The organism is Bradyrhizobium sp. KZN70725 (assembly GCF_055264925.1).
In genome coordinates this window covers 156,022-177,818 of the sequence record NZ_JBUYWT010000008.1, presented here as the reverse complement: position 1 = coordinate 177,818, position 21,797 = coordinate 156,022, and the positions used below count along the sequence as shown (strand labels likewise).

General features: G+C 65.9%; 19 protein-coding genes. 13 read left to right on the top strand and 6 right to left on the bottom strand.

Annotated features, from left to right (window positions below):
• Positions 1-10 precede the first annotated feature (10 nt).
• Positions 11-880 (bottom strand): TIGR01459 family HAD-type hydrolase, encoded by an 870-nt coding sequence (locus tag ACZBJS_RS10595; protein ID WP_316396301.1) that lies wholly within the window; start codon positions 878-880, stop codon positions 11-13.
• The gene (locus ACZBJS_RS10590; protein WP_253638971.1) at positions 877-2,157 is read right to left on the bottom strand and encodes an FGGY-family carbohydrate kinase; all 1,281 of its coding nucleotides are present in this window, start codon (positions 2,155-2,157) and stop codon (positions 877-879) included. Before ACZBJS_RS10590 ends, ACZBJS_RS10595 begins: the two co-directional genes overlap by 4 nt.
• 134 nt (positions 2,158-2,291) lie before the next feature.
• Between ACZBJS_RS10590 and ACZBJS_RS10585 the strand changes: the two genes are divergently transcribed.
• The 10 genes from ACZBJS_RS10585 to ACZBJS_RS10540 all read left to right on the top strand — a co-directional run bounded on the left by ACZBJS_RS10585 (position 2,292) and on the right by ACZBJS_RS10540 (position 13,799).
• Entirely contained in the window at positions 2,292-3,308 is a 1,017-nt protein-coding gene (locus tag ACZBJS_RS10585) for a sugar-binding transcriptional regulator (protein ID WP_076823802.1), read from the top strand.
• Between the two features lie 29 nt (positions 3,309-3,337).
• A complete protein-coding gene (locus tag ACZBJS_RS10580; protein WP_028335671.1) occupies positions 3,338-4,777 on the top strand; it encodes an extracellular solute-binding protein in 1,440 nt (479 codons plus the stop codon).
• A 117-nt stretch (positions 4,778-4,894) separates the two neighbouring features.
• Positions 4,895-5,824: a carbohydrate ABC transporter permease gene (locus ACZBJS_RS10575; RefSeq protein ID WP_316396303.1), complete on the top strand. Its 930-nt coding sequence runs from the start codon at positions 4,895-4,897 to the stop codon at positions 5,822-5,824.
• Positions 5,825-5,838: 14 nt separating this feature from the next.
• Complete coding sequence (locus ACZBJS_RS10570) at positions 5,839-6,696, top strand: carbohydrate ABC transporter permease (protein WP_057021036.1); 858 nt, start codon at positions 5,839-5,841, stop codon at positions 6,694-6,696.
• 4 nt (positions 6,697-6,700) lie between these two features.
• Positions 6,701-7,804: an ABC transporter ATP-binding protein gene (locus ACZBJS_RS10565; protein WP_253638973.1), complete on the top strand. Its 1,104-nt coding sequence runs from the start codon at positions 6,701-6,703 to the stop codon at positions 7,802-7,804.
• 12 nt (positions 7,805-7,816) lie between these two features.
• Positions 7,817-8,932 carry an ABC transporter ATP-binding protein gene (locus tag ACZBJS_RS10560; protein ID WP_463438698.1) on the top strand — a complete coding sequence of 372 codons (1,116 nt, stop codon included), beginning with the start codon at positions 7,817-7,819 and terminating at the stop codon, positions 8,930-8,932.
• Positions 8,933-8,934: 2 nt separating this feature from the next.
• Positions 8,935-10,515 (top strand): FGGY-family carbohydrate kinase, encoded by a 1,581-nt coding sequence (locus ACZBJS_RS10555; RefSeq protein WP_168856287.1) that lies wholly within the window; start codon positions 8,935-8,937, stop codon positions 10,513-10,515.
• Complete coding sequence (locus ACZBJS_RS10550; RefSeq protein ID WP_253638976.1) at positions 10,508-11,548, top strand: 2-hydroxyacid dehydrogenase; 1,041 nt, start codon at positions 10,508-10,510, stop codon at positions 11,546-11,548. The genes ACZBJS_RS10555 and ACZBJS_RS10550 overlap by 8 nt, the downstream gene beginning before the upstream one ends.
• Before the next feature lie 17 nt (positions 11,549-11,565).
• The gene (locus ACZBJS_RS10545; protein WP_168856289.1) at positions 11,566-12,294 is read left to right on the top strand and encodes a class II aldolase/adducin family protein; all 729 of its coding nucleotides are present in this window, start codon (positions 11,566-11,568) and stop codon (positions 12,292-12,294) included.
• Positions 12,291-13,799, top strand: coding sequence for a glycerol-3-phosphate dehydrogenase (locus tag ACZBJS_RS10540; RefSeq protein WP_316396308.1), 1,509 nt, complete (start codon positions 12,291-12,293; stop codon positions 13,797-13,799). Before ACZBJS_RS10545 ends, ACZBJS_RS10540 begins: the two co-directional genes overlap by 4 nt.
• A gap of 23 nt (positions 13,800-13,822) precedes the next feature.
• Here ACZBJS_RS10540 and ACZBJS_RS10535 read toward each other — a convergent pair whose 3' ends face one another.
• From ACZBJS_RS10535 to ACZBJS_RS10525, 3 genes are read right to left on the bottom strand one after another with little or no spacing between them, the layout of a single operon-like run.
• Positions 13,823-14,818: an ABC transporter substrate-binding protein gene (locus tag ACZBJS_RS10535; RefSeq protein ID WP_028335663.1), complete on the bottom strand. Its 996-nt coding sequence runs from the start codon at positions 14,816-14,818 to the stop codon at positions 13,823-13,825.
• A gap of 21 nt (positions 14,819-14,839) precedes the next feature.
• Entirely contained in the window at positions 14,840-15,649 is an 810-nt protein-coding gene (locus tag ACZBJS_RS10530; RefSeq protein ID WP_316396310.1) for an ABC transporter ATP-binding protein, read from the bottom strand.
• Entirely contained in the window at positions 15,646-16,401 is a 756-nt protein-coding gene (locus ACZBJS_RS10525) for an ABC transporter permease (RefSeq protein WP_225163506.1), read from the bottom strand. The genes ACZBJS_RS10530 and ACZBJS_RS10525 overlap by 4 nt, the downstream gene beginning before the upstream one ends.
• A 120-nt stretch (positions 16,402-16,521) precedes the next feature.
• Between ACZBJS_RS10525 and ACZBJS_RS10520 the strand changes: the two genes are divergently transcribed.
• Genes ACZBJS_RS10520 through ACZBJS_RS10510 form a run of 3 tightly spaced genes read left to right on the top strand, consistent with a single transcriptional unit; the run spans position 16,522 to position 19,995 of the window.
• Positions 16,522-17,649 (top strand): mandelate racemase/muconate lactonizing enzyme family protein, encoded by a 1,128-nt coding sequence (locus ACZBJS_RS10520; RefSeq protein ID WP_316396312.1) that lies wholly within the window; start codon positions 16,522-16,524, stop codon positions 17,647-17,649.
• Complete coding sequence (locus tag ACZBJS_RS10515; protein WP_316396313.1) at positions 17,649-19,244, top strand: GMC family oxidoreductase; 1,596 nt, start codon at positions 17,649-17,651, stop codon at positions 19,242-19,244. Before ACZBJS_RS10520 ends, ACZBJS_RS10515 begins: the two co-directional genes overlap by 1 nt.
• Before the next feature lie 28 nt (positions 19,245-19,272).
• On the top strand, positions 19,273-19,995 hold the full coding sequence (locus ACZBJS_RS10510; protein ID WP_316396315.1) for a GntR family transcriptional regulator: 723 nt from the start codon (positions 19,273-19,275) through the stop codon (positions 19,993-19,995).
• Positions 19,996-20,005: 10 nt separating this feature from the next.
• On the opposite strand, the gene ACZBJS_RS10505 is transcribed toward ACZBJS_RS10510, so the two are convergent.
• Positions 20,006-21,796 carry a chloride channel protein gene (locus ACZBJS_RS10505; RefSeq protein WP_092086040.1) on the bottom strand — a complete coding sequence of 597 codons (1,791 nt, stop codon included), beginning with the start codon at positions 21,794-21,796 and terminating at the stop codon, positions 20,006-20,008.
• Position 21,797 lies beyond the last annotated feature (1 nt).

Here is a 21,797-nt window from a genome sequence, read left to right as displayed (position 1 = left end):
GGGGCTGTTCTCACCAGGTCAGATGGTCCATCGTCCAGTGCGGCATCCGCGCCGCTGTGCCGGCCACGGTCTGGATCGCCCGCGGCAGATCGCTCGCCTGCGCAAGCGTCGCGCGGTGGGCGCCGGAGCCGATCAGCAGGGTCAGCATGCCGGCGGTGCGTCCGCCGGCGATATCGTGATCGAGGGAGTCGCCGATGACGAGGATCCGGTCCGGCGGCGGCCGTCCCAATTGGTCGAGCGCGGCGGCAAACATCGGCGGATGCGGCTTGCCGACGAACAGCGCGGTGCCGCCGAGCGAATGGTAGAATGCGGCGAGCGCGCCCGGCGCGGGGATCAGGCCCGCGACCCCGAACATCACCAGATCGGGATTGGCGCACAGCATCGGCAGTTGGCGTGCGGCAGCGGTTGCCAGCGGCTCACGCCATCGCTCGGGCTCGGCCGCATCATCGTCGAGACCGCCGAGCAGGATGAAATCGGCCTCGCGCATGTTCGAGACCACCACAAGGTCGGTGTCGTCGACGATCGAGCGGTCACCGTCGCGCGAGATCAGGAAGCAGGCGCGTCCGAGCTCGGCAAAGGGCGCCTGCTCGCGCGCATGCAGGCCGCGCCAGGTGACCTCGCCCGAGGACAACACGCCGTCATAGGCGTCGGGCGGCAGACCGAGCGTCGCGAGCCGCCGCTGGTTGCTGCCGGCGCGCTTGCCGGAGTTGGACAGGACCAGGATCCGCTTGCCGGCTTCGCGCAGCCGCGCCACGCACTCCAGCGCCGCGGGGAACACCGCCAGCCCCTCATGCAGCGTGCCCCACTGGTCGAGCAGCACATGATCGAAGCGGTCGACGATGGCGTGAAGGCCGGCGATCGCGGTCGCATCGGCCTTCATGGCAGGCCTCCGTTCAGCGCGAGCAGCGCGGCGCCGTAGCTTGCTTCGGTCTGCTCGGCGACCGAGACGGGAACGCCGAGAACGCGGTGCCGGATGCTGGTCCAGGCGTCGTTCTTCGCGCCGCCGCCGATGGCGATGACGCGGCGCAGGCGCGGCGCACCGAGCCGCGCCAGCTGGCGGTAGGCGAGGGCTTCCACCGAGGCGATGCCCTCGAGCAGACCCTGGAAGAAGCGGCAATCTTCCGCAGGACGCGGCGTGACCCGCGCGGCCAACGCTGGATCGGCGATCGGAAAGCGTTCGCCGGGTTTTGGCAGCGGATAGTAGTCGAGCCCGGTCGGCTGGTCCGGCGTCAGCTGCGGTGTCAGCCGCTCCATCTCGGCGGCGGTGAAATGCACCAGCAAAGCGGCGCCGCCGGAGTTCGAGGCGCCGCCGGCAAGCCAGCGCTCGCCGAGCCGGTGCGAATAGACGCCTTGGTCGGCCGCGAAGATCGGCTGGGTCGCAAGCTGCTTCACCACCAGCGTCGTGCCGAGCGAGGTGACGGCATCGCCCGGCTGGTCGGCGCGCGTCGCGATGAAGGCCGCAACGCCATCGGTGGTGCCGGCGGAGACCTGCGCCGTGAGCGGCAGTCCTAGCGACCGCGCGATCTGCGGATCCATCTCGGAAAATGGCGTGCCCGGCACCAGCACTTCGGGGAGCAGATCGTCGCGCACGCCGAGCTGTTCGAGCCAGGATGGCCAGGCGCGCGCGACCGGGTCGTAGCCGAGCTTCAGCGCGTTGTTCTCGTCGCTGATGCCGTGATGGTTCGCGAGCCGGCCGGCGATCCAGTCCGCCTGGTGAACGGCGTGGCGCGCATCGCCGACATAGCCGTCATTCTGCAGATAGAGCAGCTTGGCGAGCGCGCTGCTCGCGCCATGCGCGCCGCTCTCGCGCGGGGCGACCGCCGCGACGCGCGTCGCCTCACGCGTGGCGCGGGCATCATTGTACATCAGCCCCGGCGAGCAGGGGCGGCCGGCGGCGTCGACCAGCAACAGCGTGCCCGACGTGCCGTCGACGACGATGCGCGTGACGTCGCCGAGAGCGACGGTCTCGCCGAGCTTGCGGATGGCCGCCGTCGCGGCTTGCCACCACAGCTCTGGTGTCTGGTCGATGGCGTTGCCGTCGACGCGCGGTGCAGCCAGCGCGACGGACGCAAAGCCGCGGATGGCGGCCTGCGCATCGATTGCACAAGCGCGCACGCCGCCGGTTCCGACGTCGATGCCGAGATACAGACCTCCCATGCGACCTCATCGCTCTCTGGTGCGCGCGCGACGACATTGGTTGCGCTGCAGCACGTTTGGGGGATTGACGCCCCGTTCGGCCTCTGCAATTTTTTGCAGGACGTGAAGAAATTTGCAAGCGGACTTTTCCTGATATGGCACCCCCGCCCGACAGGCTGCCGGTGATCGACGGCGAGGCGTCGCTCGCGACGCGCGCAGCGTGGCTGTATTTCGCGGCGGGGCTCACCCAGTCCGAGGTCGCCGACCGCCTCAACATCCAGAGCACCAAGGCGCATCGCCTGATCGCACGCGCCAGCCGCGAGGGCATGATCCGCGTGTTCGTCGAGGGGCCGGTCGCCGAATGCGTCGCGCTCGAGAACGATCTCGCGCAGCGCTTCGGCCTCTCGTTCTGCCGCGTCGCGCCTGATCTCGGCGAGGGCGATCTGCCGCTGAAGGCGCTGGCGCTGGAAGGCGCGAGCTTCCTGCGCCAGATCCTGGAGCGCGGCCAGGACAAGGTGATCGGCTTCGGCCATGGCCGCACGCTCGCGGCGGTCGTTGAGCAGATGCCGCAGACGCCGGCGCGCGACGCGCAGTTCGTGTCACTGCTCGGCGGGCTGACGCGGAAATTTGCCGCCAATCCGTTCGACGTGATTCACAAGCTCGCCGAGCGCACCGGCGCGGAAGCCTATCTGCTGCCGGTGCCGGTGTTCGCCAATTCGGTCGCCGATCGCGCCGTGCTGATGCAGCAATTCGGCATCGCCGACGTTTTCGCGCTGGCGCGCAAGGCCTCGCTGCTGTTCGTCGGCATCGGCCAGGTCAGCCGCGACGGCTTCCTGGTGTCGAGCGGCATGATCAAGCCCGACGAGGTCGTCGAGCTGAAGCGTGTCGGCGCCTGCGCCGACCTGCTCGGGCATTTCTTCAGCGCCGACGGAACGGTGCTGGACACCGATCTGTCGGCCCGCGCTACCTCCATGAGCATGCCCGACCTCAGGAAGCACCGGATCGTCGCCATCGCCGGCGGGCCGGCCAAGGTGACCGCGCTGCGCGGCGTGCTGCGCAGCGGCGTTCTGCACGGCCTCATCATCGACGAAGCGACCGCAAAGGCGCTCGCCACCGACAAGCCGGAGACCACATCCGGCAAGACAAGAAGCAAGACCCGGAAGGACACATAAAACAAAGCGTCAACAAGGAGAGGAAATACATGTTCGATCGCGAGAAGAATCTGTTCGACTCCTACGCTGCCAAACGCATCAGCCGCCGCGATCTCCTGGACGGCGCCGCCAAGCTCGGCATCGCGGGGATCGCCGCCAACGCCGCTTTCGCCTCCTCGATGTCGAAGGCGATGGCCGCCGACTTCAACTGGAAGGCCCAGAGCGGCAAGAGCGTCAAGCTGCTGCTCAACAAGCACCCCTATGTCGACGCGATGATCGGCGACATCGAGGCGTTCAAGACGCTCACCGGCATGAACGTCACCTACGACATCTTCCCGGAGGACGTCTATTTCGACAAGGTGACGGCGGCGCTGTCGTCGAAGTCGGACCAGTACGATGCCTTCATGACCGGCGCCTACATGACCTGGACCTATGGTCCGGCGGGCTGGATCGAAGACCTCAACACCTACATCAAGGACCCCGCCAAGACCAATCCGGCCTTCGCCTGGGACGACGTGCTTCCGGGCCTGCGCGCCTCGACCGCGTGGGACGGCGTCGCCGGCTCCGAGCTCGGCTCGGGCAAGGCCAAGCAGTGGTGCATCCCCTGGGGCTATGAGCTCAACAACATCACCTACAACCGCAACGTCTTCGACAAGGTCGGCGTCAAGCCGCCGAAGAACCTCGACGAGATGCTGGAGGTCGCGGCCAAGATCACCAAGGACGCCGGCGGTCCCTACGGCGTCGGCGTGCGCGGCTCGCGCTCCTGGGCGACCATCCATCCCGGTTTCCTGTCGGCCTATTCGAACTTCGGCCAGAAGGATTTCGTGATGGAGGGCGGCAAGCTGAAGGCCGCGATGAACACCAAGGCCTCGAAGGATTTCCACGACAAATGGGTCAAGATGATCCAGACCTCGGGCCCGAAAAACTGGTCGACCTACACTTGGTACCAGGTCGGCACCGATCTCGGCGCCGGCGCCTCGGGCATGATCTTCGACGCCGACATCCTCGGCTACTTCATGAACGGCGGCGACAACAAGGAGAAGGGGCATCTTGGCTATGCGCCGTTCGCGGCCAATCCGGCCGCCAAGGCGCCGACCCCGAACGTCTGGATCTGGTCGCTCGCGATGTCGAGCTTCTCCAAGCAGAAGGAGGCGGCCTGGCTGTTCATGCAGTGGGCGGCATCCGTCGAGCACGATCTGTTCGGCGCGCGCAAGATGGACTTCGTCAATCCGGTGCGCGCATCGGTGTGGAAGGACAGCGAATTCCGCGACCGCATCGCGAAATCCTATCCCGGCTATCTCGAGCAGCACGACATGTCGTCGCCCGGCGCCAAGATCTACTTCACGGCGCAGCCGCTGTTCTTCGACCTGACGACGGAATGGGCCGCTTCGCTGCAGAAGATGGTGGCCAAGGAGGTCAGCGTCGACGAAGGGCTCGACAAGCTCGCCGACAGCATCAACCGCCAGCTCAAGCAGGCCGGTCTCGGCTGACGGATCAACTGTGCGGTGCCTGATCCCCCGCACCGCACCCATCCGCCGGCTCGGACCCTTGTCCCATCCGAGCCGGCGGCGTTTGCCAGCCGAACGTGATCTCTTATCATCATGAGCATGGTCCAACTCCTCCAGACGAACGCGCAGGCAGCGCCGGCCAAACCAAGGCCGCGCGTGCGCCTCTTGCCCTATCTGCTCAGCCTGCCGGCGCTGCTCGTCTGCGTGGCGATCCTGGTTCCGTTCGTGACCGCGGCGGTCTACTCGCTGCAGCGCTACCGGCTGAACCTGCCTCATCTGCGCGGCTTCATCGGCCTCGGAAACTACATCGACTTCCTGTCCGACCCGGCGTTCTGGAATACGTTCCGCGTCTCGATCACCTATACTGTGGTCACGGTCGTGCTCGAGCTGCTGCTCGGTCTTGGCATCGCGCTGCTGCTGCGCCGGCCGACCCGCTTCCACAATGCAGTGTCGATCATGCTGCTGCTGCCGCTGATGACGGCGCCGGCGATCGCCGCGCTGATGTGGAAGCTGATGACCAATCCGAGCTTCGGCATCCTGTCCTATCTGGTCGGCCTGTTCGGCGTCACCGATTTCAAATGGGCCTCCGATCCATCGAGTGCGCTGTTCACGGTCGTGCTGGTCGATGTCTGGGTCTACACGCCGTTCATCATGATCCTGCTGCTGGCGGGGCTGCGCTCGCTGCCGCGGCAGCCGTTCGAAGCCGCGGCACTCGACGGCGTGCCGGCGAGCTTCGTGTTCTTCCGCATCACGCTGCCGATGCTGGCGCCCTACATCATCACGGCGTCGCTGTTCCGGCTGCTCGATTCGATCCAGCAGTTCGACATCATCTATGCGATGACGCAGGGCGGGCCGGGCGACCGGCTGATGGTGTTCCAGGTGCAGGCCTATCTGGAGTTCTTCCAGTACACCAATGTCGGCAGATCGGCGGCGCTGTTGATGATCCTCTGGCTCATCACCAACATCCTGTCGAACATCTTCATCAAGAACTGGCTGCGGCTGCGCGCGCGTGCGCACGGCCACGCGTGACGGGGAGAGGCGCAATGGAACATTCCAGCCTTGCCGGTCGCATCTTCCGCGGCGTGGCGCTCGCGCTGATCCTGATCTTCTTCATGTTTCCGATCGTCTGGATCTTCCTGATGTCGTTCCAGACCAATGAGCAGATCCTGCGGATCCCGCCGCGTATCCTGTTCGAGCCGACGCTTGCCAATTACGAGGCGCTGATCTCCGGCCAGCTGCGCACCGCGGCGGGCAATCTGCAGATCTCCTTCATGCGCAACCTCTTCAACAGCGTCGTGCTGTCGAGCGCGGCGGTGCTGCTGGCGCTGCTGCTCGGCGTCCCGGCGGCCTACGCCTTTGCGCGCTTCAAATTCCGCCTCGGCGAGAGCATCGCCTTCACGCTGCTGTCGTTCCGCTTCGCGCCGCCGCTGCTCGTGCTGCTGCCGCTGTCGCTGTACTACCAGGAGCTCGGACTGAACGACACCTATTTCGGGATCGTCTGGGTCTATCAGTTGATCGCGCTGCCGCTGATCCTGTGGATCGTGCGCGGCTATTTCGAGGATATCAGCCCTGATATCGAGCATGCCTACCGACTGGCCGGGCATTCCTGGCGCGAGGCCTTCACCAGGATCGCGGTGCCGCTGGCGGGGCCGGGGATCGCCGCGGCGGGGCTGCTGTCGTTCATCTTCTGCTGGAACAATTTCGTCTTCGCGCTGATCCTGGCCTCCGCCGACAAGCAGCCGGTGACGGTCGGCGCGCTCGCCTTCGTCACCGCGTCAGGTATACAGTACGGCCAGATCGCGGCGGCGATCGTGCTGTCGGTGACGCCGACCCTGTTGCTCGCGCTCTATGCACAGCGCTACCTGGTCGAGGGTCTCTCGCTCGGCGCGGTGAAAGGCTGATCCAATGGCGCGTCTCGAGATCAACTCGGTGAGCAAAGCATTCGGTGCGGCACGGCCCGCCGACGGATTGTCGCTGGCGGTCGAGCCAGGCGAGATCGTGGCGGTGTTCGGACCGTCCGGCAGCGGCAAGACCGTGCTGCTGCGCATGATCGCGGGCATGTTCGAGCCCGACGACGGCGACATCCTGGTCGGCGGCCGCTCGGTCGTCGGTGCTCCGCCCGAGCGGCGCGGGATCGGCATGGCATTCCAGAACTTTGCCTTGTTCCCGCACATGACCGCCCGCGACAATATCGCAAGCGGCCTGCGCGCCAGGGCCGGCGGCGGCGATGTCGCCGGTCGCGTTGCCGCGATCAGCAGGCTGCTCAAGATCGAGCACGTGCTCGGTCACGCGCCGCGCGAATTGTCGAACGGACAGAAGCAGCGCACGGCGCTGGCACGGGCGCTGATCGGCAATCCGGATGTCCTGCTGCTGGATGATCCCCTGCGCAATGTCGACGCCAAGCTGCGCTACGAGATGCGGCTCGAGCTGCCGAACCTGCTGCGTCGCGGCACTGCCGCGGTGCTCTACGTGACCCAGGACTATCGCGAGGCGATGGCGATCGCCGACCGCATCGCGGTCTTGATCGACGGCCGGCTCGCGCAGGTCGCGACGCCGACCGATATCTATGCCCAACCCGCATCGGTCGCGGTCGCGCGCCTGTTCGGCGATCCGACCGTCAACCTCGCGGAAGTCTCGCCAGTAGCGGAGCACGGCATGCTGTCGGCTGACATCGCCGGCGCCAGGATCCGGCTCGGCGCGGCCGATGGCGCAGCACCTGCCGGTGCATGTTGGCTGGGCGTCCGGCCCGAGGATCTCGTGGTCTCGTCTGCATCCACCGACGACGCCATCCCGGCGCGCATTCTCGCGATCACGCCGATGCACGAGAAGGCGGTGCTGCTGCTCCGTCTTGCCGACGGCACGGAGTGGCTGGCGGCGCTACCGCCGGATGCGCCGCAAGGCGCGGCTGACGATGCTATTTTCGTTCGCTTTGCGCCCGACGCCGCGATGCTGTTCGATCGCGCCACCGGGCTGCGGATCGGGGCGTCGCACCGGCTCAAGGCGGCATAGGAGCGAATGGTCATGGACACGCTCGAGCTTCGAGGCATCGACAAGGTCTATCGCAGCCGCGGCAAGGAGCCGGTGCACGCGGTGCGCGCGCTCGACATGGCGGTCGAAAAAGGCGAGATCGTCGCACTGCTGGGATCGTCGGGCTGCGGCAAGACCTCGACATTGCGCATGATCGCAGGCTTCGAGGACGTCTCCGCCGGATCGATCGCGCTCGGCGGGCGGCGGATCCACGAGCTGCCGCCGGCGCGGCGCAAGGTCGCGATGGCGTTCGAGGGCTACTCGCTCTATCCGCCGCTCACGGTCCGCGAGAACATCGCGTTCGCGCTGAAATCTGCCCAGTTGCCGCGAGCCGAGGTGACGCGTCGCGTCGGCGAGATCGCCCGTCTGGTCGAGATCGAGGACATCCTCGACAGCTATCCGCGCGCGATCTCAGGCGGCCAGCAGCAGCGCGTGTCGCTGGCGCGGGCGCTGGTGCGCGACGCCGATCTCTATCTGCTCGATGAGCCAATGGGGCAGCTCGAACCGCAGCTGCGCGCGGTGCTGCGCGGCCGGATCAAGAGCCTGCTTGCCGAGCGCGGCATGACCGCGATCTTCGTCACCCACGACCAGACCGAAGCGAGTGCGCTGGCCGACCGCATCGCTGTCATGGAAGGCGGCCTGCTGCAGCAGTTCGCCAGCGAGAAGGAGCTGAAGGGCCGACCGGCCAATCTGTTCGTTGCAAGCTTCATCGGCGAGCCGCCGATGAACCTGCTCGACGCCGAGGTGACGCGGTCCGATGGCGGCTTCCGTCTGTCGGTCGGAACCGACATGGGTTTCGATATCGCCGGCGCCGGACTCGACGTTGAGGCGGCGAAGACGCTCGCGGCCACGCCGCAGGTGCGGATCGGCATTCGTCCGCAGAAGATCGTGGTCGGGACCGGTGACGTCAGGGTCAAGGTCGTCTCCAACCAGTGGCTCGGCGATCAATCGCATGTCGCCGGCGATTGCGGTGGCCGCATGCTGATCGCGGTCATACCGGGCCGTGTCGCCGCGCGGCCGGGAGAGATCATCTCGTTTGCGCTGGAGCCGCGTCACCTGCACATCTTTGGCAGCGACGGAACCTACATTCGCCATGCGGAGGGAGCGTGACGATGACCGCTTCGGCCAGCCGCGACGTTATCATCGGCATTGACGCCGGCACCTCCCTGATCAAGGCGGTGGCGTTCACGCTGACCGGCGAGCAACTCGCAGATGTCTCGCGGCCGAATGCGTACAGCAGCCTGGCCGGCGGCCATGTCGAGCAGGACATGGCGCAGACCTGGAGCGATACGGTCGCGGTCATTCGTGCGCTGGCGAAGTCCGTGCCTGACCTGTCGGCGCGGATCGCGGCCGTCGCGGTGACCGGGCAGGGCGACGGCACCTGGCTGATCGATGACGACGGCCGGCCGGTCGCGCCGGCGCTGCTGTGGCTCGACTCGCGCGCCGGGCGGCTGGTCGAGGCGATTCGCGGTGGCGAGCACAACGCGATCCTTTACCGTCGAACCGGCTCCGGGCTCAATGCCTGCCAGCAAGGGCCGCAACTGGCGTGGCTGCAGGCCCACATGCCCGACACGATCGCCAGCGCGACCACGGCCTTCCACTGCAAGGACTGGCTTTATTTCCTGCTCACCGGTGAACGCGCAACCGATCCGTCGGAAGCCACGTTCTCCTGCGGCGATTTCCGCAAGCGAGCATTCGACGCAGAGACCGCGCGGTTGATCGGTATCGCCGACCTGACGCGCCTGTTCCCGCCGGTCGTTGACGGCGCGGTCATGACGCATCCGCTGACCGCGGCCGCCGCCATCGAGATCGGCCTGCCGGAAGGTGTGCCGGTCTGCCTCGGCTATGTGGACGTGATCTGCAATGCGCTCGGCGCCGGGCTCTACGATCCGTCACCCGATGTCGGCTGCACCATCATCGGGTCGACCGGCATGCATATGCGGCTGGTACCGAGCGCCGACGCGGTGACACTGAATCGGGAGGCAACCGGCTATACCATGCCGTTCCCCGTGCCCGGTCATTATGCCCAAATGCAGTCCAACATGGCGGCGACGCTGAACATTGACTGGATGCTCGATCTCGCCTGCGACATGCTGGCGGCGGAAGGCGTGACGCGCACGCGCGCCGAACTGATCCGCCGGCTCGACGATCAGGTGCTGCGGGCGAGGCCCGGCGAGGTGCTGTTCCACCCGTTCATCTCCGATGCCGGCGAGCGTGGTCCGTTCGTCGCGCATGAGGCCAGCGCGCAATTCTTCGGCTTGCGGTCGCGCCACCGCTATGGCGACCTGATGCGCGGCGTGATGGAGGGCCTGGCCTTCGCCGCACGGGATTGTTACACGGCGATGGGGTCGCTGCCGCGCGATGTCAGGATCACAGGCGGCGCGGCGAAGAGCCGTGCGCTTGGCGCCATCCTCGGGGCCGCGCTGGATTGCGACGTCCGGATCTGCAGCCGCGCCGAGGCCGGCGCCGCGGGCGCTGCGATGATCGCGGCGGTCGCGATCGATGCCTATCCCGACATGCGCGCCTGCGCCGAGCAGTGGGTCGCGCCGCATCTCAGTGCGCCGCAATCGCCGGACGCTGCGCTGGCGAAGCGCTATGCCAGCATCTTCCCGACCTATCTCGAGGCAAGGCTGGCGTCGCGGCCGGTCTGGAAGCAACTCGCTGCGCTGCGCGCCGGAGGCGATCATGTCTAAGTCCATCGCCATTGTCGGCGACCGCTTCATGCTGCCCTCGGTGTTCGCCGAGCACATCCGGTCAGCCTGCGGCGATGGCGTCGATATCCGCACCCTGGAGCAGCCGTGGCCGGACGAGCCGATGGAGCACGGTTACGCCGGCTCGAAGCTCGACGGTCTGAAGGAATTCATGGGGCAGCCCGACGAGATCATCGGCTTCATCGGCGATGCCGAACTGCTCGTCACCCATCTGGCGCCGATCTCGCGGTCGATGCTGGAGCGGTTGCCGAAGCTGAAGTTCATCGCGGTGTCGCGCGGCGGCCCGGTCAACATCGACATGCAGGCGGCGCGCGACCACAACGTGCTGGTGGTCAATACGCCCGGCCGCAATGCGGGTGCGGTCGCGGAGTTCACGATCGGCGCCATTCTGGCCGAGACACGCCTGATCCGCAGTGGTCACGAGGCGCTGCGAGGCGGGGAATGGCGCGGCGATCTCTATCGCGCCGACCGCACCGGGCGCGAGCTCGGCGAGATGACGGTCGGCATTGTCGGCTACGGCGCGATCGGCAGCCGCGTGGTCAAGCTGCTGAAGGCCTTCGGCTGCAAGATCCTGGTCGCCGATCCCTATGTCCAGCTCAGCGCCCAGGACCGCAATGACGGCGTCGAGCATGTCGCGCTCGGCGAATTGCTCGGCCGCGCCGACGTCGTCACGCTGCACGCCCGGGTGACGCCGGAGACCACCCGTTTCATCGGGCGCGAGGCTCTGGTGCGGATCAAGCCGGGCGCGTTCCTGATCAACACCGCGCGCGGTCCGCTGGTCGACTACGAAGCGCTGCATGATGCGCTGGCATCGGGGCATCTCGGCGGCGCCATGCTCGACACCTTCGCGGTCGAGCCGGTTCCGGCGGACTGGCCGCTCTTGCGACTTCCCAACGTCACGCTGACGCCGCACATCGCCGGCGCCTCCGTGCGTACCGTCACCGTGGCCGCTGGGCAGGCGGCCGAAGAGGTTCGTCGCTTCCTGGCCGGCGAGCCGCCACGCAATCCGTGCTGAAGAGAAAGGCAGTTCGTATGACCCGTGAGGAACGACAGTTGCGCGAGGCGATCATCGCCAAGTGCCAGTGGATGAATGCGTCGGGTCTCAACCAGGGGACATCGGGCAACATCTCCGCCCGCTACAAGGACCGGATGCTGATCACGCCGTCGGCGACCCCCTACGATTCGATGAAGCCGGAGATGATCGCCTCGATGCCGCTCGAGGGCGACTATGGTGCGTGGGAGGGGCCGCTGCAGCCGTCCACCGAATGGCGCTTCCATCTCGACATCACGCGCGCCCGGCCCGATGTCGGCGCCATCGTCCATACTCACTCGACTTACGCGACCGTGCTCGCGATCGCGCGCAAGCCGATCCCGGCCTGCCATTACATGATGGCGGCGTTCGGCGGTACCGAAATCCGCTGCGCCGGCTATGCGCGCTACGGCACCAAGGAATTGTCCGATCATGCGATTGCGGCGCTCGAAGGCCGCAATGGCTGCCTGCTCGCCAATCACGGCATGATCGCGCTCGGCGCCAATCTCGACAAGGCGATGTGGCTCGCGGTCGAGCTCGAGACCATCGCGCGTCAGTACTACCTCTCGCTGGCGCTCGATTCGCGCGTCATCCTGACCGACGAGGAGATTGCCGACACCGCGAAGGGGTTCTCCACTTACGGTCTGCAGGCGCCGAAGCCGAACAAGGCCCGCGCGACCGCAAAGGCGGCGCCGCGCCGCGCCGAGAAAAGGCGCAGCAGCAAGCGATGACGGGCACTGCGCCGGTCGCAGGTACGGATCACGGGCTGGTCGATATCGCCATCATCGGTGGCGGCATCAACGGTGCCGGCATCGCCCGCGACGCCGCCGGCCGCGGCTTGAAGGTGCTGCTCTGCGAGAAGAATGATTTCGCCGAGGGCACCTCGTCGCGCTCGGGCAAGCTGATCCATGGCGGACTGCGCTATCTCGAATATTACGAGTTCCGCCTGGTGCGCGAGGCGCTGATCGAGCGCGAGGTGCTGCTCGCGTCGGCGCCGCATATCATCTGGCCGATGCGCTTCGTGCTGCCGCATTCGCCGGAGCAACGGCCGGCGTGGCTGGTCCGCACCGGCCTGTTGCTCTACGACCATCTCGGTGGCCGCAAGCAACTGCCGGCGAGCCGCAGCCTGGATCTGTCGTGCGCTCCGGAGGGCGCGCCGCTGCGTCGGGAGTTCCGGCGAGGCTTCGAATATTCGGACTGCTGGGTCGATGACAGCAGGCTGGTGATCCTCAATTTGATCGATGCCGCGCAGAACGGCGCCTGCATCCTGCCGCGCACGCGGGCGGTGCGCGCACGCCGCGACGGCGGGACCTGGCTGCTCGAAATGCACGGCGACGACGGCACAACGCAGGTCGTGCGGTCGCGCGCGCTGGTCAACGCCGCCGGGCCGTGGGTTCAGGATGTCATCCAGGGCGTGGCGGGCCTGAACTCGGCCCAGAGCGTACGGCTGGTCAAGGGCAGCCATATCGTGGTGCCGAAATTCTGGAGCGGGCCGCAGGCCTATCTGCTGCAGAACAGCGATCGCCGGGTGATCTTCGTCAATCCCTATGAGGGCGATCTCGCATTGATCGGCACCACGGACATTCCCTATCACGGCCGCGCCGAGGACGTCGCGATCGGCGAGGACGAGACCGATTACCTGTTGCAGATCTTGCGCCGCTATTTCCGAACGCCGCCGCAGGCCGGCGAGATCGTGCATGCGTTCTCCGGGGTCCGGCCGCTCTACGACGACAACGCCGACAATCCGTCGGCCGTGACGCGCGACTATGTGTTCGAGGTTCATGGCGCGCAGGATGTGCCGCCGCTGCTGTCGATCTTCGGCGGCAAGATCACGACCTACCGCCGGCTGGCGGAGCAGGCGCTGCAGCGCCTCGCGCCGTGGTTTCCGAAGCTGTCGTCGGCCTGGACCGCGGATCGGCCGCTGCCGGGCGGCGACATCGGCGGCAGCTTCGATGAGTTCGCAAATCGGCTGGCACGCGACTATCCCGATTTGCCGCGAACGCTCATCCATCACTATGCGCGTCTTTATGGGACGCGCGCGCGCCAACTGCTGGGTCCGGTCCGCCGCGCCGTAGACCTCGGCCGTCATTTCGGCGGTGAGTTCTATGAATGCGAAGCGGTGTATCTCCGCAAGAATGAGTGGGCCAGGCGGCCTGCCGACTTCCTGGACCGGCGCACCAAGCACGGCTTGCACTTGACGCCCGCGCAGCGGGTCGCGTTCGAGAGCTACCTCTAGGACGCGATTTGCGTCCAGGTGCGTCACGCAATCGTTTTCAAATACAGGCTCGGATCGAAATATTTGCTTGCCGGGGTAAAGTCCTTGATGCCGGCATTGGCCATGAAGAAGTCGGTCGATTGCTGCAGCCAGTTGGTGACCGTGCCGTCGGAATACATCCGCTTCCAGTCCCGCGACGAGAACATCTTCTGCGCCTTGAACGATTCGTCGATGTCGGCCATCGGCGTCTGGCTGTAATGGCCCTTCTGCAGCTTTTCCATCGCTTCGGTACTGTTCGCGATGATGTAGTCATTGGCATCGGCCCAGCCACGGATCAGCTTCGCCAGCGTTTCCTTGTTGGGCTCGTAATAGTCGTTGGCCGCGGCCCAGCCGCCGATGATCGCGGCCTTTGGATAATAGGCTGAGGCGTCGGCGAGCTTGACCGCGCCCGGCACCTTGTCGCGAACCGTCACGTTGAAAGGCACCCAGAGCGCGACGGCAGGCACCGCCCCTGAAATGAAGGCGGTTACGGCGGCCGGCATGGTCTGGTTGACGAGCTCGACCTGTTTGGGATCGACCTTGTTCGCGCGCAGCGCGGTGTCCAGGAACACATGCGCGGTGGTGCCGGTCGCAGTTGCGATCCGCTTGCCCTTCAGATCCTCGAATGACTTGATGCCCTGATCGCCGCGCACCCAGAGCTGTGCGGTCGCGACCTCGATGTCGTTGATGAGGAAGACCTTGCCCTGGCCCCGGGCGGGGAAGTTCGAGAGCACGGCGCCCGTCGCCAGCACGTCGAGGCTGCCGCCGATCAGCGCCTGGAAGATTTCGAGGCCGGTATTGAACTGCCGCAGCTCGAGATCCAGTCCCTGCTTTTCGAAGGAACCGCGGTCCATGCCGGTCCAGATCTGGCCGTCGACGGCAACGGTGTGCAGATAGCCGACCCGAACTTTTGTTTTTGCCTGAGCAATCGCAGGGGCTGCGGCGGTGAAGGACCCCAGGGCAAGCCCGGCCGTCGTGGTCAGAAATTGTCGCCGATCCATAGGTCGTCCTCCGCTGTGTTGTTATTCCGAGAATGAGACCGGACGCATCTGCGCCTGCTGGGCGCGATACTCGTCCATCACCAGATGCTTGATATAGCTTCGCAACTCGCCGAATTCGGGCCGTTCCTGGATCGATTCATCGCGCGGATAGGCGAACGGCACGTCGATGATCTGCCTGATCCGCGCCGGCCGCGCGGTCACGACCACGATGCGGGACGCGAGATAGATCGCCTCCTCCACGGAGTGGGTGATCAGCATGACCGTCTTGCCTTCGGTCTGGAGCACCTTGAGCAGCAGGTTCTGCATGTTGGAACGGGTCTGGGCGTCGAGCGCACCGAACGGCTCGTCCATCAGCAGGAACTGCGGCTTGACCGCGTAAGCCCGCGCGATCGCGAGCCGCTGCCGCATGCCGCCGGACAAGTGCTTCGGATAGGAGTTGGCGAAGTCGGACAGCCCCATCAGGCCGAGATAGTGATCGCAGATCGAATCACGCTCGCCGGCCGCGACGTGATTGGCCCGGAGCGTCAGGCCGAAAGCGATGTTCTGTTTCACCGTCAGCCACGGGAAGACGCCATATTCCTGGAAGATGACGCCGCGCTCGGGACCAGGACCCGTGACGGGCCGCCCGTCGAACAGCACGCTTCCGGTCGTCGGCTTCTGGAAGCCCGCGAGCATGCTCATCATCGTGGTCTTGCCGCAGCCTGAAGGGCCGATCACTGCGATGAAATCGCCATCGCTGATATCGTAGCTGACATCCTCGACGACGTTGAGGCGTCCCTTCGGGGTCTCGAAGGCAAGCGAAACCTTGTCGAATTGTGCACGCGTGGTCATGCGATGGCCCGATCCTGCCAGACCAGCAACCGGGCCGTGATCTTGCGCAGGATCATGTCCATGATCAGCGCGATCAGGCCGATGCAGATGATGCCGACATAGATGACGTCGAGCAGGAAGTAGGTCGACGCATTCTGGATCATGGCGCCAAGCCCACGCTGGGCCGCGATCAGTTCGGATGCCACCAGCGTCGCCCAGGCCACGCCAAGCGCGACCCGCAGCGCGGTGAGGATGTGCGGAACGGTGAGGGGAATGATCACCTTGCGAAAGATTTCCGCCTGATTGGCGCCTAGCGTCTGCGCCACGCGGATATAGAGCGGCGTGATCTGCGAGACCCCCTCATACATGACGATCACGCCGGAGAAGAACGAGGCGTAGAACAGGATGACGAGCTTTGCGAGCTCGTCCACGCCGAAATAGACGATGACGAGCGGGATCAGCGCGATCGGCGGCAGCGCGCGGAAGAAATTGATCATAGGGTCGGCGAAGGTGCGGGCCGGGCGATACCATCCGAGCAGAAAGCCGACCGGCACCGCGACCAGAATTCCAAGCGAGACGCCGAAAAAGACGCGCCTGGTCGAGGCGAAGATGTCGATCAGGAGGCCTTCCTTGGTGAGAAGCTCGACGAACTTCGCGGCGACCTGGTGCGGGGCGGGGATCAGCGATGCGTTGACGAAGCCGCTCCAGCGCACGGCATACCAGAGCAGGATCGCACCGACCCACGGTATCAACCCGAGACCAAAGCGTCTCACGCCAGCTCCGTCCATTCGACGCGTCCACCCAGATTGCAGTTGATGTTTGCCCAAGTCATATTATAAATAGGATGACCATACAAGCGCCGCTTTGGTCGTAGGCGCCGCAGGTTTCCGCGCATGACATCGCCGCCTTTCACCATCCGGAGCGTCCAGGCCTTTGGCTTTCGCTATCCTCTGACGACACCGGTCATCACCTCGTTCGGGCGGATGGGGGACCGGCCTGCCGTGTTCGTTCGGGTCGAGGACACGGACGGTTACGTGGGCTGGGGCGAGGTCTGGTGCAACTTTCCGGCGCCGGGCGCCGAGCATCGTGTTCGGCTGGTCAATGAGGTCCTGGCACCGGCGCTTGTCGGATTCAGGGCAAGCGAACCTGGTGCCGCATTCGAGCGACTGACGCAGGGAACTTCGGTGCTCGCGTTGCAATCCGGCGAAGCGGGCCCATTCGCGCAATCGATCGCCGGCATCGATCTCGCCGTCTGGGATCTCCATGCGCGCCGCCGGAACGTTGCGTTGTGGGAATTGCTCGGCGGATCGCGGAGCCGGATCAAGGTCTATGCCAGCGGTATCAATCCGGTCGGATCGGAGCGAGCGGCGGAAGCGGCGCTCGGCCGCGGCTATCGCGCCTTGAAGCTGAAGATCGGCTTCGATCCGGCAGACGACCGGGCCAACCTCGCCGCGCTGCGCGACCTCGTCGGCAATGGCATGCTTGCGGCCGATGTCAACCAGGGTTGGACCATCGCGCAGGCGCTCGAGCGTGCGCCGCAGCTCGAGCCGTTCGGCCTTGCCTGGCTCGAGGAGCCGATCCGCGCGGACCGTCCGCGGCAGGAATGGAAGCAGCTGCACGAGACGATCCGTTTTCCGCTCGCGGCCGGTGAGAACATCGCGAGCTACGCCGGCTTTGCCGAGGTGCTGAGCGAGCCGGTTCTCGGTGTCGTCCAGCCTGACATCGCCAAGTGGGGCGGGCTTTCGGCTTGCGCCGGCATCGCCCGCGACATCCTGACGTCAGGCAAGATGTTCTGTCCGCACTATCTCGGCGCCGGCATCGGCCTGTTGGCGTCGGCGCATCTGCTGGCGGGCGTCGGCGGCGAGGGATTGCTGGAGGTCGACAGCAACGAGAACCCGCTGCGGGATCAATTCTGCGGCCCCGTGCTTCACGTCAGCGATGGAATGATCGAGCTCGGCGACGAGGCGGGTCTCGGCATTGCGCCCGATCTTGCCTCGATCGAACAATACCGGACCGCGTGATGTCGGGGCTTGGCTACGATTACATCATCGTCGGTGCGGGGTCGGCCGGCTGTGTGGTCGCAAACAGACTGTCGGCCGATCCTGCCTGCCGCGTGTTGTTGCTCGAAGCCGGCGGATCGGACCGGAATTTCTGGCTCAAGCTGCCGGTCGGGTATTACCGGACCATCTACGACGAGCGCTTCTCGCGCCTGTTCAAGACCGAGCCGTCGGAAGGAAGCGGCGGCCGCGCCATCGTCTGGCCGCGTGGCCGCGTGCTCGGCGGATCGTCGTCGATCAACGGCCTGATCTTCATCCGCGGCCAGCACGAGGATTTTGACGACTGGGAACGTCTCGGCGCCGACGGCTGGAACTATCGCGACGTCCTGCCCTATTTCCGGCGCTACGAGCGCTATCGCGGCGGCGAGAGCCAGTTTCACGGCGGCCTCGGTGAGTTCGAGGTCTCCGACCTCCGGAACGACAACCCGGCGTCGAGGGCCTGGGTAGAGGCGGGCGTGCAGTTCGGCCTGCCGCGCAATCCCGACTTCAACGGCGCGACGACGCTTGGCGTCGGTGCCTATCAGCTTGGCATCGGGCGGCATTGGCGGACCAGCTCGGCATCCGCCTTTCTTCGACCGATTGCCGACCGGCGCAACCTGACCATCATCACGCATGCGCAGGTGAGCAAAGTCATTTTCAACGGCCGCGTCGCGATCGGCGTCGAGTGGATCAGCAAAGGGCAGGTTCATCGCGCGACAGCCGATCGCGAGGTGATCCTGTCGGGCGGCGCGCTGCAATCGCCGCAAATCCTCCAGCTTTCCGGGATCGGTCCGGCCGACCTGCTTCGCAAGCACGGCATTGCCGTCGCCACCGACTCGCCCGAAGTCGGCTCCAATCTGCAGGACCACTACCAGGCGCGGCTGATCGTGCGCCTGAAGGAGCGGATCTCGCTCAATGACCAGGTCCGCCATCCTGTCGAACTCGCGAAGATGGGGTTGCAATGGATGCTGGCCGGGCGAGGGCCGTTGACGGTGGGGGCGGGACAGGTGGGCGGAGCGGCCTGTACCGAATATGCGGTCGGCGGCCGTCCCGACGTGCAGTTCAACGTGATGCCGCTCTCCGTCGACAAGCCCGGCGAACCCCTCCACAGCTATTCCGGCTTCACGGCCTCGGTCTGGCAATGCCACGGCCGGTCGCGCGGACAGCTCGCGATCCGCTCGGCCGATCCGTTCGAGCAGCCGCTGATCGCGCCCAATTATTTCGCCGAGGAGATCGACCGCAAGACCATTGTTGCCGGCCTGAAGATCTTGCGCGAGATCTATCAGCAAAAGGCGTTCCGCCCGCTCTGGGACGTCGAAATGGTGCCGGGCGAGGCCGCAAGTAACGATGCCGGGCTGTGGGAGTTTGCGCGCAACACCGGCGGCACGGTGTTTCACTGCGTGGGCACCTGCCGCATGGGCAGCGACGAGCGGGCAGTCCTCGATCCGCAGCTGCGGGTGCGCGGCGTCGAGCGGCTGCGCGTGATCGACGCCTCGGTGATGCCGCAGATCACCTCGGCCAACACCAATGCGACCAGCCTGATGATCGGGGAACGCGGTGCAGCCCTTGTCATGCCGTGATTGGGCCGCTTGATTTCCGGAGGGCGAGATGGAATTGAGTTCCGACAGTCGCGTCCCCAAATACGCGCAGATTGCCGATATCTTTCGCCAGCGGATTGCGCGCGGTGTCTGGAGTCAAGGTTTTCGCCTGCCGGCCAACGAGGATCTGGCGGCCGAGTTCGGCGTCTCGCGCGTCACCATCAGGCAGGCCGTTGAGTTGCTCGCCCGCGACGGTGTCATTGAGGCGCAGCAAGGCCGCGGCACCTTCGTCACCGGGACTGTACGACAGGACCGCTGGCTCAAGGTCGAGACCACACTGTCCGATCTCGCGGACATGTACCGCGACACCTCGCCGGAGATCATCAACATCTCGGAAAGCCGGAGCGATGCGCCGTTGCTTCCAGAAGACGGCAAGCCGGCCGAGAAATATGTCTTCATGCGCCGTCTGCACTCGCGCCAGAAGCAGCCTTATTGCGTCATTTCCATCTATCTCGATGAGAAGATCTTTCGCAGGTCTCCCAAGCGCTTTCGCAACGAGACGGTGATCCCGATCCTCAACGATCTCAGGGATCCGGCGATCGCCAGCGCCCGCCAGACATTGACCATCGGAACCGCGGACATCGAGGCGGCGCGGCTGCTACGCGTGCCTTTGAATTCGCCGGTCGCCGAAGTCCGCCGTGTCTTCACGGCGAGCGATCGCACCGTGATCTATCTCGGTGAAGTCACCTATCGCGGCGATTTTGTGCGGATCGATATGGATCTAAGGCCATAGCGCGCAAGCATCACCGCGAAAACAGCTCCTGGTTCCGGCGTTCGAGCTCTTCCCCATAGGTGCGCAGCACATGGGATTCGCTTAAGGTACCAATCGTGACGCGGTGGTCGGCACGGTCAATGACCGCGAGGACGTCGGCTTCGCTCCGTTCAAAGGCCTTCAGGATCTCGCGAACCGACGTGGTCGGAAGCAGGTACTCATCCTGCTGCTGGGCCAGCGACCCGAGCGGATCGTCGTCCCGATTGGTGACGGAATGCAGCGTCGCCGCCGCAACGATGCCGGCATAGCTGCCGTTCGGATCGCGCAGCACGACCTGTCGGACCTGGGCCGGCGAGAACAGCTTCTGCGCCTCGCCGATCGGCATGGTCGTCAGTGCATTCTCGAAGTCGGCGCGCATCAGGGAGGCCGCGCTCATCTGACGGACCCAACCGATGTCCTGCGGACCGCGGATCACCTCGCCGCGCAGATGGAAGCGCCATGTCGCAAAACTGTAGCCGAACAACTCGCGGACGATGAGCGCGCAGACCGATGATGCGACCACCGCCCCGACGGTCACGGAGAAATCGCCGGTGATTTCGAGCGCGAGACAAACCATGCTGAACGGTGCGCCCAGTACGCCGGTTCCGAGTGCGGCGAGAGCCGCGATGGCAGCGGTGCCGGGCTGAAGCGCGAGCGTGGGGAAGGGGCCGGTCAGCACGACGCTGTAGAGCTGCCCGATCAGCGCGCCGAGCAGCAGCGAGGCGAAGAACAGTCCGCCGCGAAAGCCGGAGCCGAGCGAGACGGCCGATGCCAGGATCTTGAGCACGATGGTCGTCGTGAGCAGGAGCCAGCTCGGATTGCTGACCAGCAGGATTTGCATTGCGCCGTGGCCGGCGCCGAGCACGGTCGGCGTCAGCAGGGCGAGGCCGCCGAGCAGCAGACCGCCGAGGATCGGGCGCACGAAGCCGCTGAAAAGCGTGACCCGCTGAAAGCAACGTTCGGAAAATGCGACCGCGAGCATGACGAGGATGCTGACGAATGCGCAAATGATGCCGATCAGCACGGTCTGTCCGATCATCTCGACGGACACGGGCGATGGGAAGCCCGGCACCATCAGAAAGGACTGATGCGTCAACCCCCGCGCCACCAGCCAGGCCGTGACGGCGCTGGCGATGACGGGCACGAGGGCGGCCGAGGTGTAGGCTCCCAGCACGACCTCGAAGGCATAGAAGGCGCCGGCCAGTGGAGCCGAAAAGGCTGCGCTGATCGCCCCCGCCGCGCCGCAGGCCACCAACAGCCGCATGTCGTTGCGGCGGGCGGCGAGGCGCTGGCCGACATGGGAGCCAAACATCGAGCAGATTTGCGTGTATCCCGCTTCCAGTCCGACCGATCCGCCGAACCCGTTGGACAGCAGAGTCTGGATCGAGATCAGCAGGCTGCCGCGGAACGACACCCGGCCGCCATAGAGCGCGTTGGCTTCGATCGCGTCAGCGAGCTGCTGTCCCTTGACGCGCCGCGCGAAGTACAGCCCGATCAGCGCCAGGACCAGGCCGCCAACTGCCGGGATCAGCAGGGTGCGCTGCCAGGAAATCACGCCGGTGGCGCTCAGATGTGCGTCGAGGGGAATGTCGAACAGCAGCGCGTGCGAAGCCTGGCTGAGGCCCGAGATCGCGGCAACGAGGACGCCGCTCAGCAACCCGACGACAATGCCGACCAGCACGAGGCCGGTCTCGCGATTGCGCACGAAATTGCGCAAGAACTGCGGCAACAGACGGGTGCCGGGAGCAGGGGCCGGCTTCGCGGCATTTGTCGCCAGCGTCATC

What these genes read in the sequence shown, in the direction of transcription:
- ACZBJS_RS10595 (WP_316396301.1), bottom strand. Translation starts at nt 880, where the DNA reads ATGAAGGCCGATGCGACCGCGATCGCCGGCCTTCACGCCATCGTCGAC.
- ACZBJS_RS10590 (WP_253638971.1), bottom strand. Translation starts at nt 2,157, where the DNA reads ATGGGAGGTCTGTATCTCGGCATCGACGTCGGAACCGGCGGCGTGCGC.
- ACZBJS_RS10585 (WP_076823802.1), top strand. Translation starts at nt 2,292, where the DNA reads ATGGCACCCCCGCCCGACAGGCTGCCGGTGATCGACGGCGAGGCGTCG.
- ACZBJS_RS10580 (WP_028335671.1), top strand. Translation starts at nt 3,338, where the DNA reads ATGTTCGATCGCGAGAAGAATCTGTTCGACTCCTACGCTGCCAAACGC.
- ACZBJS_RS10575 (WP_316396303.1), top strand. Translation starts at nt 4,895, where the DNA reads ATGGTCCAACTCCTCCAGACGAACGCGCAGGCAGCGCCGGCCAAACCA.
- ACZBJS_RS10570 (WP_057021036.1), top strand. Translation starts at nt 5,839, where the DNA reads ATGGAACATTCCAGCCTTGCCGGTCGCATCTTCCGCGGCGTGGCGCTC.
- ACZBJS_RS10565 (WP_253638973.1), top strand. Translation starts at nt 6,701, where the DNA reads ATGGCGCGTCTCGAGATCAACTCGGTGAGCAAAGCATTCGGTGCGGCA.
- ACZBJS_RS10560 (WP_463438698.1), top strand. Translation starts at nt 7,817, where the DNA reads ATGGACACGCTCGAGCTTCGAGGCATCGACAAGGTCTATCGCAGCCGC.
- ACZBJS_RS10555 (WP_168856287.1), top strand. Translation starts at nt 8,935, where the DNA reads ATGACCGCTTCGGCCAGCCGCGACGTTATCATCGGCATTGACGCCGGC.
- ACZBJS_RS10550 (WP_253638976.1), top strand. Translation starts at nt 10,508, where the DNA reads ATGTCTAAGTCCATCGCCATTGTCGGCGACCGCTTCATGCTGCCCTCG.
- ACZBJS_RS10545 (WP_168856289.1), top strand. Translation starts at nt 11,566, where the DNA reads ATGACCCGTGAGGAACGACAGTTGCGCGAGGCGATCATCGCCAAGTGC.
- ACZBJS_RS10540 (WP_316396308.1), top strand. Translation starts at nt 12,291, where the DNA reads ATGACGGGCACTGCGCCGGTCGCAGGTACGGATCACGGGCTGGTCGAT.
- ACZBJS_RS10535 (WP_028335663.1), bottom strand. Translation starts at nt 14,818, where the DNA reads ATGGATCGGCGACAATTTCTGACCACGACGGCCGGGCTTGCCCTGGGG.
- ACZBJS_RS10530 (WP_316396310.1), bottom strand. Translation starts at nt 15,649, where the DNA reads ATGACCACGCGTGCACAATTCGACAAGGTTTCGCTTGCCTTCGAGACC.
- ACZBJS_RS10520 (WP_316396312.1), top strand. Translation starts at nt 16,522, where the DNA reads ATGACATCGCCGCCTTTCACCATCCGGAGCGTCCAGGCCTTTGGCTTT.
- ACZBJS_RS10515 (WP_316396313.1), top strand. Translation starts at nt 17,649, where the DNA reads ATGTCGGGGCTTGGCTACGATTACATCATCGTCGGTGCGGGGTCGGCC.
- ACZBJS_RS10510 (WP_316396315.1), top strand. Translation starts at nt 19,273, where the DNA reads ATGGAATTGAGTTCCGACAGTCGCGTCCCCAAATACGCGCAGATTGCC.
- ACZBJS_RS10505 (WP_092086040.1), bottom strand. Translation starts at nt 21,796, where the DNA reads ATGACGCTGGCGACAAATGCCGCGAAGCCGGCCCCTGCTCCCGGCACC.